This window comes from Stenotrophomonas sp. YJH_SMC_21 (assembly GCF_059369555.1).
The window spans coordinates 80,535-91,009 of sequence record NZ_JCAFSU010000018.1; the positions used below are offsets into that span (position 1 = coordinate 80,535).

The 10,475-nt window shown below is 67.0% G+C and carries 11 protein-coding genes; 10 read left to right on the plus strand and 1 reads right to left on the minus strand.

Annotated features, from left to right (window positions below; genetic code table 11):
• The first annotated feature begins 9 nt into the window (after positions 1 to 9).
• From AC5P67_RS18065 to eptA, 6 genes are all read left to right on the plus strand, one after another.
• Positions 10 to 357, plus strand: coding sequence for an RcnB family protein (locus AC5P67_RS18065; protein WP_005409930.1), 348 nt, complete (start codon positions 10 to 12; stop codon positions 355 to 357).
• A gap of 71 nt (positions 358 to 428) precedes the next feature.
• Positions 429 to 959: a Cif family virulence factor gene (locus tag AC5P67_RS18070; RefSeq protein WP_012480496.1), complete on the plus strand. Its 531-nt coding sequence runs from the start codon at positions 429 to 431 to the stop codon at positions 957 to 959.
• Positions 960 to 1,062: 103 nt separating this feature from the next.
• Positions 1,063 to 1,737 (plus strand): response regulator transcription factor, encoded by a 675-nt coding sequence (locus AC5P67_RS18075; RefSeq protein WP_005413688.1) that lies wholly within the window; start codon positions 1,063 to 1,065, stop codon positions 1,735 to 1,737.
• Positions 1,734 to 2,966, plus strand: a complete 1,233-nt coding sequence (locus AC5P67_RS18080; RefSeq protein ID WP_049397968.1) for a sensor histidine kinase — start codon at positions 1,734 to 1,736, stop codon at positions 2,964 to 2,966. Before AC5P67_RS18075 ends, AC5P67_RS18080 begins: the two co-directional genes overlap by 4 nt.
• A gap of 59 nt (positions 2,967 to 3,025) precedes the next feature.
• Positions 3,026 to 3,412 (plus strand): diacylglycerol kinase, encoded by a 387-nt coding sequence (locus AC5P67_RS18085; RefSeq protein WP_012480499.1) that lies wholly within the window; start codon positions 3,026 to 3,028, stop codon positions 3,410 to 3,412.
• A 73-nt stretch (positions 3,413 to 3,485) separates the two neighbouring features.
• Positions 3,486 to 5,297 carry a phosphoethanolamine transferase EptA gene (gene eptA / locus AC5P67_RS18090; RefSeq protein WP_111117580.1) on the plus strand — a complete coding sequence of 604 codons (1,812 nt, stop codon included), beginning with the start codon at positions 3,486 to 3,488 and terminating at the stop codon, positions 5,295 to 5,297.
• Here the strand turns inward: eptA and AC5P67_RS18095 are convergent.
• Positions 5,201 to 6,121 carry a M14 family metallopeptidase gene (locus AC5P67_RS18095; protein ID WP_005409936.1) on the minus strand — a complete coding sequence of 307 codons (921 nt, stop codon included), beginning with the start codon at positions 6,119 to 6,121 and terminating at the stop codon, positions 5,201 to 5,203. The genes eptA and AC5P67_RS18095 overlap by 97 nt on opposite strands.
• Positions 6,122 to 6,266: 145 nt before the next feature.
• Between AC5P67_RS18095 and AC5P67_RS18100 the strand changes: the two genes are divergently transcribed.
• From AC5P67_RS18100 to AC5P67_RS18115, 4 genes are read left to right on the plus strand one after another with little or no spacing between them, the layout of a single operon-like run.
• Positions 6,267 to 6,920, plus strand: a complete 654-nt coding sequence (locus AC5P67_RS18100; protein WP_049403423.1) for a DUF3348 family protein — start codon at positions 6,267 to 6,269, stop codon at positions 6,918 to 6,920.
• Positions 6,921 to 6,930: 10 nt separating this feature from the next.
• Complete coding sequence (locus AC5P67_RS18105) at positions 6,931 to 9,195, plus strand: DUF802 domain-containing protein (protein ID WP_495215046.1); 2,265 nt, start codon at positions 6,931 to 6,933, stop codon at positions 9,193 to 9,195.
• Positions 9,192 to 9,830: an OmpA family protein gene (locus AC5P67_RS18110; RefSeq protein WP_006449800.1), complete on the plus strand. Its 639-nt coding sequence runs from the start codon at positions 9,192 to 9,194 to the stop codon at positions 9,828 to 9,830. Before AC5P67_RS18105 ends, AC5P67_RS18110 begins: the two co-directional genes overlap by 4 nt.
• Entirely contained in the window at positions 9,748 to 10,188 is a 441-nt protein-coding gene (locus tag AC5P67_RS18115; protein ID WP_241889031.1) for a DUF2894 domain-containing protein, read from the plus strand. The genes AC5P67_RS18110 and AC5P67_RS18115 overlap by 83 nt, the downstream gene beginning before the upstream one ends.
• Positions 10,189 to 10,475: the final 287 nt, after the last annotated feature.

Sequence of the window (10,475 nt, forward strand, 5' to 3'; positions counted from 1 at the left end):
GGCATCCCCATGAAGACCACACGTTTGCTTGCCATCGCATTGAGCGCAGCCACCGCGTTGGCCGCGGCCCCCGCCTTCGCCGATCCGCCGCACCACGCCCGAGGCAACGGGCCGCCGCCGCACGCAGGCGGCCCGCACCACCGCGATGCGCCGCCGCCGGGCTGGCAGAAGAAGGCCTGGCGACGTGGCGAGCGCCTGCCATGGGCCGAAGTGGACCGCCGCTACTGGGTAGACGATTACGCGCGCTATGACCTGCGCGAACCGGGCCGCGACCGGCGCTGGGTGCGCCAGTCCGATAACGAGTATCTGCTGGTGGAGATCGCCACCGGCTTGATTGTTGACGCGCTGCATCGTTGAATGCGGAGCGCGCCGGGGCCCTGTAGCCGTGGCCCTGGCGCGCTCCCACCACACTGCGGCCGAAATGAATGATGCGAACCACCGGATTCCAGAGCGCGTTTCTCATTGTTGGCCTCATCGCAGGCCAGCCGGCCCACGCAAGCCAGCAGCCATCAGCGGCGGATGTAAAAGCGATCGAACAGGTGGTCGAAGCGTTCCGTACTTCGCTGATCAACAAGGACAAGCCGACCTACATGGGCCTGTTCTTCTCTGATAAACCGGAAGACATCGGCTGGCAGTTCGTTTCCGAGGATGTGCGCCTGCAGGACATCCGCAAGGCCAAGCCCGATGCAATCAAGGCGCGGCAGATTCCTGCAAACAACTTCATCGCGCTGATCGACGGGGCGGTGGCCTCGCCGAAGCCGAAGGAGGAGAAGTTCTCCAACACGAAGATCGAGACGGATGGTGATGTGGCTTCGGTCTCGTTTGACTACAGCTTCCACGACGATGGGGTGAAGACCAACTGGGGCAAGGAAATGTGGCAGCTGATCCGCACCGAACAGGGGTGGAAGATCTTCTCGGTGATCTACTCGGTCCGCGATTCACGCAGCCCGGCCGATTGAGCAGGGCTTGATGCGGGCGCCCTCACCCGCGATCCATTCAGCAAGGGCATTGGCATTCGGCCAGCGATCGGGCAGAGTTCGGCCACGCGCAAGGACGCATGCCATGACCCGCCTGCTGATCATCGAAGACAACCCCGAGCTGGTTGCCAACCTGTATGCCTTCTTTGAACCGCTGGGTTACGTACTGGACGACGCCCGCGACGGCGCCAGCGGCCTGCGCCGGGCCACGCAGCACGACTACGACGCCATCCTGCTGGACCTGATGCTGCCGCGCCTGGACGGCATGACGCTGTGCCAGAAGCTTCGCCAGGAGTTCCAGAACCCGGTGCCGATCCTGATGCTGACCGCGCGCGATCCGGTCGAAGACCGCGTGCAGGGCCTGGCCTTGGGCGCGGATGACTACCTGGTCAAACCGTTCTCGCTGACGGAACTGGATGCGCGGATCAAGGCCCTGGTACGACGGGCGCAGGGTCGCCAGGTCCAGAGCGTGCTGGCGTGGAAGGACCTGCAGGTGGACACGCGCTCGCCGCAAGCCTGGCGGCAAGGCCGCTGCATTGCGCTGACGCCCACGTCGCACAAGCTGCTGATGTGCCTGGTGCGTGCGGCGCCGGCCGTGGTGCGCAAGCAGGAAATGGAATACCTGGTCTGGGGCGACGAGCCACCCGACAGCGGCGCGCTGCGAACCCACATCCATGAGCTGCGCCTGCAGGTGGACCGCAGCTTCGACACCGCGCTGATCACCACGGTGCACAGCGTCGGCTGGCGCATGCGGGCGTGACTCGTGCCTCCCTCTACCGCCGCCTGAGCCTGCGCACCCGCATCACGATCTCGTTCGTGCTATTGATGGCCGGTGCCATGGGCTTCATCGTACTGGCGGAACAGGTGGACTACGATCAGGTCCGGGCCGCTGTCGTCGCGCGGACCCAGGACAATGAAGTACGCCGCCTGCAGGACGAACTCGCCCGTGGTCGGCGTCCCGACCTGCCCTCCGGCAGCGCACTGTTCGATGCCCAGGACGTGCCTGTCGTGCTGCGCCAATATGGCCCGGGATATCACGGCGAAGCAGCACCCAACGAGTGGCACTTGCGCGTGTTCGACAGTGCCGGCCAACGTTACTACCTGCTGCAGGACGCAGCCCCCTATGGCTATCTGGAATACCTGATCAATGCCTTTGCGGCACTGGTCATTTCGATCTGCGTGCTTGGCGCCTTCCTGATCGGTCGCAAGGTCGCGACCCACGTCATCGCGCCCATCACACGATTGGCCGATGCGGTGCAGGACGGCCACAAGCCCTTTCCCTACCAGGACGCACGCGATGAGATCGGCGTGCTCGCGCGCGCCTTTGCCCGCCATAGTGACGAGCTCGAACGGTTCCTGCATCGCGAACAGTGCTTCAGCGGCGATGCCAGCCACGAGCTGCGCACGCCCTTGGCCATCATCGGTGGTGCTGCCGAGACGCTGGCCTGCCAGCTTCCGGCCGACAGCCACCTGGTTCCCAGTGCCGAGCGCATCCTGCGCACCACCCAGGAGATGCAGCGCCAGCTGACCTGCCTGCTGCTGCTCTCTCGCGCCCCCAGCACCGTGCCACGCAACGAGGTGGCCCTGCGTGCGCTGATTGAATGCTGCATGGATCGCTGCCAGCCCTGGCTTTCCGGCAAGCCGGTGATCGTTGCGTTTGATGCCCTGCATGACACCGTGCTGCACACCAACGCGGATCTTGCGCGCAGCGTGATCTGGAACCTTCTGCGCAACGCCTGCCAGTACACCGAAAGCGGCGAAGTCCGGATCTCCCTCCACGACGCCGCACTCATCGTCGCCGACACGGGGCCCGGCCTGCCCTCCAGTATCGATCCACAGCTGTTCCAGCGCTTCGTACCCGCTAGCGTGCACAGCGGCGAGGGGCTGGGGTTGTCGATCGTGCAGCGCATCGTCGAGCACCTGGGTTGGAGGATGACGGTGCATTCATCGCAGCAGGGATGCCGGTTCAGCCTGGAGTGGCCCCTCTGACGATTTCCTGACGCACGCGTGCACATGCTGGGGATTGCTCACTTCACGGCGGAAACCGCATGCAGCACCCCAAGGACAGCGGCAAGTACCCGCACGGGAAGACCGGCCTGAGCCGCATCTTCCACACCCTCATCCATTCGCGTGATGGCTTCGTCGCCACCTTCCGCGGCGAGGCTGCCTTTCGCCAGCTGCTGCTTCTGCACGCGCTGTTGATCATTGCAGCGTTCGTACTGGACATCAGCGCGGTCGAGCGCGCGATAGTGCTGGCGGTCTGCTTCATCAGCCTGCTGGTGGAACTGCTCAACTCGGCGATCGAAGCGGTGGTTGATCGCATCTCCCTTGAACAGCATCCGCTGTCAAAGAACGCCAAGGATATGGGCAGCGCCGCGCAGACCACCGCACTGTTGATGGTGGGTGCTGTGTGGGGCCTCATCCTGCTGGGCTAGTCCGCCCAACCTGACAACTTCCTGATAAAGCGGTTTCGATACTGCGCGCACTCCCGCTCCACGGAACCTGCTCGTGCGTCAATGCCGCCGTTTTCCACGGCCCCATCCGATCGTTCTGGTCTGGGCCGTCGCACTGTTCTTCACCACGATTGGAAACATCGCCCTCTGGAAGACGCTGTGGGGGCTGGTCGACCTCAACAGCGTGCGCAGCGTGCTGTTCCTGGCCAGCCTGCCGGTGGTGCTGTTCTGCCTGTTCAACCTGTTGCTGACGCCACTGCTGGCACTGCCATTCCTGCGCAGGCCGCTGCTGGTGCTGCTCGTTGTCGTCAGCGCCGCCTGCAGCTACTTCATGCTGCACTACAACGTGCTGATCGATCGCAGCATGGTGCAGAACGTGTTCGAGACCAACCAGGCCGAACTGAACGCCTATCTGTCGCTGCCACTACTGTTGACCCTGCTGGCGCTGGGCGTGCTACCTGCTGCCGGGCTCGCTCTGCTGCGCACCACCAGCGGGGCCGGTTCGATACGTTCGCTGCTGGTGTGGCCGGCCAGCGCTCTGGCGTCATTGCTGGTACTGCTGGCAATCGGCTTCGCGTTCTACAAGGACTACTCCTCGCTGCTGCGCAACAACCGCTATCTCCGTGACCAGGTGCTGCCGTTGAATGTCGTGCGCCATACCCACGGTTATCTGAAAGGCCTCTACAGCGCCCGCCAGCAACCCTTGCGCCCGATCGGCATGGACGCACGGCGCGTACCGGGCCCGCGTCCGAAGCTGGTGGTCATGGTCGTCGGCGAGACCGCGCGATCACAGAACTTCCAGCTCAACGGCTACCCACGCGCGACCAATCCCCGGCTCTCGCGCAAGGAAGGCGTCATCAGCTTCAGTGATGTTTCCTCATGCGGAACCGCAACGGCGATCTCGGTGCCGTGCATGTTCTCGCAGATGACCCGCCGCCAGTATGACGATGTACGCGCAGCGACCGAGGAGAACGTGCTCGACATCCTGCAGCGCACGGGCATCAGCGTGCTCTGGCGCAACAACAACAACGGTGGCTGCAAAGGCGTGTGCGAACGCGTGCCGACCGAGGACATGCCCGCGCTGAAGGTGGCCGGCCAATGTGTCAATGCCGACGGCACCTGCTATGACGAGGTGCTGCTGCATCAGCTCGGTACACGCATTGACGCCATGAACGGCGACGCCCTGGTCGTGCTGCACCAGCTTGGCAGCCACGGCCCGACCTACTTCGAACGCTACCCGGCACAGTCGCGGGCATTCAGTCCGACCTGCGACAGCAACCAGATCCAGCAGTGCAGCAACGAGGCGCTGGTCAACACCTATGACAACACCCTGGTCCACACCGACCGCATGCTTGGCAGGACCATCGACCTGCTGCAGGGCTATTCGGACCGGCGTGATGTCGCGCTGATCTATGTGTCCGACCATGGCGAGTCGCTCGGCGAACGTGGCATGTACCTTCACGGCACGCCTTACTTCATCGCGCCGCGCGAGCAGACCCAGGTGCCGATGGTGATGTGGTTCCCACCGGAATTCAGCCGCAACGCGGGCGTGGACCTGGCCTGCCTGCGCGGGAATGCCCTGCACCGGGCGCACAGCCACGACAATGTCTTCCACTCACTGCTGGGCCTGTTCGGGGTCAACACCACGGTGTACCAGCCCGATCTGGATGTCTTCGCCGGATGCCGCGCGTCGGCTTCGCCGGCTGTGGCCACCTCGCCAGCCAAAGAACGGCGCCGGTTGATGCCGGTCGCTGCCCGCAACGTGGCGCGTTACTGCGCCGCCAGGGCGAAATCCAGGCCCGCACACACCGCCGCCACCTGGGCGTCGTTGCACTCCTGCGGGTTGGTGCGCGGGCTGTCCGGGTAGACCTCGGTGGTGGTGGCAAAGCGCGCGTCGGTGAAGCCGGCGCAGGCGCCGATCGACCGCGACTCACCCCACACCACGCCCGGTGACTGCAGCGGCAAGCCGACCAGGTTGCCCTCGGCGTCGGCCGGGGCGATATGGGTGACTGGCGCGACCGCAGCGATCAGGGCCTTCTGGAACTCGGCCTGCGGGTCTTCGCTGTTGCCGATCACGTAGAAGCCATCCGGAATGGTGTCGCGCTCGAACGGCTTGCCGTCGCGGGCGCAGCGCGCCGGATCGAACTCGTGCAGGTCGCTGTCGGTGGTCTCGTGCAGGTCCAGGTGCACCAGCAGGTTCGGCTTGCGCTCGGCCACCCAGGCCATCAGCGCGGCCGCTTCCTCGATCTGGCCGCCGTCACGGAAGCTGCGGTTGGGGTCGATGGCATCCGGGTTCCAGCGCTGGATGCGTTCGTAGCCCCACGGGCTGACGCACGGTGCCACGATCAGGTTCAGCCGGCCCAGGTAACGCTCAGCCTGCTGTTCCAGGAACTGCAGGGCGCCATGCACGCCGCTGGTCTCGTAGCCATGCACGCCACCGGTGATCAGTGCGGTCGGCAGCGCCGGGTTCCAGTCGTGGTTGACCACGGCGAACAGCGGGTAATGGTCCGGCGCATAGTCCAGCTGGCCGTACTGGATCACATCGAAGCTGTCGTCCAGGCGCTCGAGCGCTGCCACAACGTCATCGTGGTAGCTGCGCTGGCGCTGCTGGCGGGCCCGCCACTGTGCGCGTTCCGCGTCGCCCCAGGGCTGTCCGGGGGTGCCGATCGGGTAGAACTGCGCAACAGTCATTGGGTACTCCAGGGGTCGAACGGGATGGGTGCAGCCGGTCATTCTAAGCCTTGTCGCGCCCGCGGGTCCCCTCCCCCGGCCCCGCCTTCATCCAGCCAAGGTCATCTGGTTGTAAAATCAATGGTTTTTGGCCCCTCACCCCTTGATGGCGAAAGCAGCGCAGCCGGTCCTGGGTGGACCGGAATTCCTCCGCCTGCTCGCCCGTCTCAGCGACGGCGCGATGCCGGCCAGCAGTCCCGCCCTGACCGATCGCCTCGGCCAGTGGGTGGACTGGAGCCGTGCCGTGGCCCTGTCCGGGGCGCTCGGCGGACGCCTGCCCGAGCCGGGTGAGGCCACCGAGGCGGTCGAGGATGTGCTGGCCGACTGCGCGCAGGCGCACGCCAGCCTGCTGGCCTCTATACGTGAGGATGCCGAAGCCGAGCGCCTGCTGGACCTGGCCGAAGCCGCCGCTGCACCCAACTTCGCCTCGCTGCGCCAGCGTTACCGGGTACTGCAGCAGGCCATCCAGACCGCCACCGGGCGCCTGCGCGGCCGCCTGCGCGACCAGCTGGTGCAGGTTTCGCCCGAGCTGGCGCGGCTGGCCGAGGTCGATGCGGTGATGGAACAGACCCTCACCCCGCGCGAGCACAGCCTGCTGGCCACTGCGCCGGCCGTGCTCGGCGCCCGTTTTGAACGCGTGCACGGCCAGCCCGGCTGGCGCGCGGCCTTCCGCCATGACATGCGCACCCTGCTGCTCGCCGAGCTGCAGCTGCGCTTCCACCCGATCGAAGGGCTGCAAGACGCCCTGCGCTCCCACTGACCGGAACACCATGTCCAGAACTGCTTTCCATGTCGTTGTTTTCCTTGTCGGCCTGCTGGCCGTGTGCTGGATCGGCATTGGCTATGTTTCGGTGCATCCGCTGGGTGCAGCGGTGGCGGCGATCATCGCGGCCTGCTACATCGCCGGTGGCGTGGAGCTGTACCGCTACCGCCAGGCCAGCAACGGCCTGCGCGGTGCACTGAACGACCTGTCCAGCGCGAAGGAGAGCCTCACTCCCTGGCTGGAGCGCGTGCCGGCAGGCCTGCGCAATGCCGTGCGCCTGCGCGTGGAGGGCGAGCGCACTGCCCTGCCCGCTCCGGTGCTGACCCCTTACCTGGTCGGCCTGCTGGTGCTGCTGGGCATGCTCGGCACCCTGCTGGGCATGATGGACACGCTGCGTGGCACCGGACTGGCCCTGCAGAGTGCGACCGACATGGCCGCGATCCGCGGCTCGCTGGCTTCGCCGGTGCAGGGCCTGGCGGTGGCATTCGGCACCTCGATCGCCGGTGTGGCCAGCTCGGCCATGCTCGGCCTGCTGGCGGCGCTGCTGCGTCGTGACCGCCTGCAGGCCGTGCAGCAGCTGGATCGCGCCATTTCCGGCGACCTGCATCCGTACTCGCAGGCCTGGCAGCGCGCCGAGTCGCTGCGCCTGCTGCAGGCACAGTCCGCGGCGCTGCCGGCGCTGGTCGACCGCCTGCAGGCGATGACCAGCACCTTTGAACAGCACAGTGCGGCCGCCAATGAGCGCCTGCTGGCCGGCCAGGCCGAGTTCCTGACCCAGAGCCAGGCACTGCAGGAACGCCTGGCGGTCTCGCTGCAGCAGTCGCTGCGCGAAGGGGCTGAAGCCAGCGCCGCCGCCATCGGTGGCGCGCTGCAGCCGATGGCCGAGACCACCCTGGCTGGCCTGGCCCATCACGGCGAAGCACTGCATGCCCGCGTCGAGCAGGCCGTGCAGCAGCAGCTGACCGGCCTGAGCGACGGTTTCGAGCGCAGCCGCGTCGCAACCGAGGCCAGCTGGGCCAAGGTGGTGAGTGAACAGACCCAGGCACAGCAGGCACTGGTGAGCGACCTGCGCCAGCACCTGCAGGCCTTCAGCGATGGCCAGCCCACGCATGCCGAAGCGCTGGTCACACGTATCGGCGAGCGCCTGCAGGCCGATGCACAGGACAATGCGGAGGCCTTGCGTGCTGCCGCCGAACAGCAGCAGGCCCTGAACAGCGCGCTGGTCGAGCGCCAGCAGCAGGCGTTGATCGCCGCCAGCGAGCATCTGGACGCGCGTGCGCAGGCGCTGCTGCAGGCACTGGAGCAGCAGCACAGCGCCAGCCAGTCGCTGCTGCAGGACCACGAACAGCAGCGTTTGCAGGATTGGCAGGCCGCGCAGGCCGCCGCTGCCACCGCGCACGCCGAACTGCAGGCCAGCCTGGACAGCCGCGAGCAGCAACGCCAGGCGCGCTGGGACGCGGTCAGCGCCGAGTTGCAGCAGGCCCACGCCGCCCTGCAGGCGCAGCTGCAGGCCGGCGACGAACAGCGCCTGCAGCGCTGGAGCGATGCTCTGCAGCACGTTTCCACCGAGCTGGCCGAGCGCCTGCAGGCCAATGGCGAACGCCTGGCCGCGCAGCAGCAGCGCGTCTGCGACACGCTGGCGGAGACCGCACAGCAGATCGGCGAGAACGGTCGCGCACAGGCCAGCGCCACGCTGGCCGAAGTGTCCACCCTGCTGCAGACCGCCGCCGCCGCGCCCAAGGCCGCTGCCGACGTCATCAACGAGCTGCGCAGTACGCTGTCCGAGAGCCTGGTGCGTGACAACGCGATGCTGGAGGAACGCGGACGCCTGCTGGCCACCGTGCAGACCCTGCTGGATGCGATCAACCACGCCTCGCACGAACAGCGCACCGCTGTGGACGCACTGGTCGGTGGCTCGGCCGAGCTGCTGGAACGCGTCGGCAACCGCTTCACCGACCATATCGCCGCCGAGACCGGCAAGCTGGATGGCATTGCCGCAGCGCTCCACGGCAGCGCGGGCGACGTCGGACAGCTGGCCAGCAGCTTCGGCGAAGCGGTCGCGCAGTTCGGCAGCGCCTCCACCGAGCTGTCCGGCCGCCTGGAACAGATCGGCGGCGCACTGGATGCCTCGCTGGCCCGCAGCGATGAGCAGCTGGCCTACTACGTGGCGCAGGCGCGCGAGGTGGTCGACCTCAGCCTGCTGTCGCAGAAGCAGGTGATGGAAGAACTGCAGCAGCTGGCCACGCGCCGCGGCAAGGCCGGTAGCGCATGAGCGACGAGCTGGAGGTCGACGGCGGTTCGCACGCCCCGATCTGGGCCGCCTTCGGCGACCTGATGTCGGTGCTGCTGGGCGCGTTCGTGCTGATACTGGTCGGTGTGGTCGCGGTGCAGCTGGAGCTGTCGCAGCGGCTGGACCAGGAAGTGAAGCAGCGCCAGGCCGAAGCCAAGCGCCTGCAGACACTGGAGCAGGCACTGGCTGGCCCGCTGGCCGCCGGTCGCGTGACCCTGGTCGATGGACGCATCGGCATCAGCGGCAGCGTGCTGTTCGCGCTGAACTCCGACCAGCTGCAGCCGGAAGGCCAGGAGCTGCTGCGCAGTCTGGCCGCACCGCTGGCCGCCTACCTGGGCAGCCGCGAAGAGATCCTGATGGTCAGCGGCTTCACCGATGACGCGCCGGTACGCGAAGGCAACCGGCGTTTCGCCGACAACTGGGAGCTGTCCGCGCAGCGCTCGCTGACCGTGACCCGCACCCTGATCGCCGATGGCGTACCGGCTGACGCCGTGTTCGCCGCCGCGTTCGGCAGCGAGCAGCCGGTCAGTTCCAATGCAAGCGAAGACGGCCGCGCACGTAACCGTCGCGTGGAAATCGCGCCGATTCCCAAGCCCAAGGCCCCGGATGCCAAGTAAGCTTTCAGCGCTCGAAGGCCTGCGCGCACTGGTGCGCGACCTCGATGCGGGGTCGCGCTCGCTGCCGCATTACCCGCAGGTGCCGATGCTGCAGCAGGTGCAGCGCGAGTGGTCGGAGCTGCGCAGCGAACTGCAGGTGCGCCGCTCACTGCGCACCGAGGCCCCGGCCGACGGCGGCCCGCTGAACTCGGCGGTGCTGGTGCAGCGCATGCTGGACACGATGCAGGCCACCAGTCCCGGCTACCTGCGCCACTTCATCGATTACGTGGACACCCTGTCCTGGTTGCAGGCGCTGCAGGACGGCGCCGCCAGCAGTGCGGATGCCGCAAAGCCGAAGCGGACACGCAAGCCGCGCTGAACATTCACTGGTAGTGCCGGCCGCTGGCCGGCATCAAACCGGACCGACCACGGCCGAAGCGCGCGCAAGCGGCGCTGAACAGCGAATGGCCGTGCTGAACATTGACTGGTAGTGCCGACTGCCGGCCGGCAGCCATGCATCTCCGCGCGGGTCATGGGGTTGCCGGCCAGCGGCCGGCACTACCATCGAGGCTGCTCTGTGTGCCGGAACGCAATCTGCGCTGCGCTTCGCATTTGCTTTGGTAGTGCCGGCCGCTGGCCGGCATCACAACCAGGCCGACCATCGCC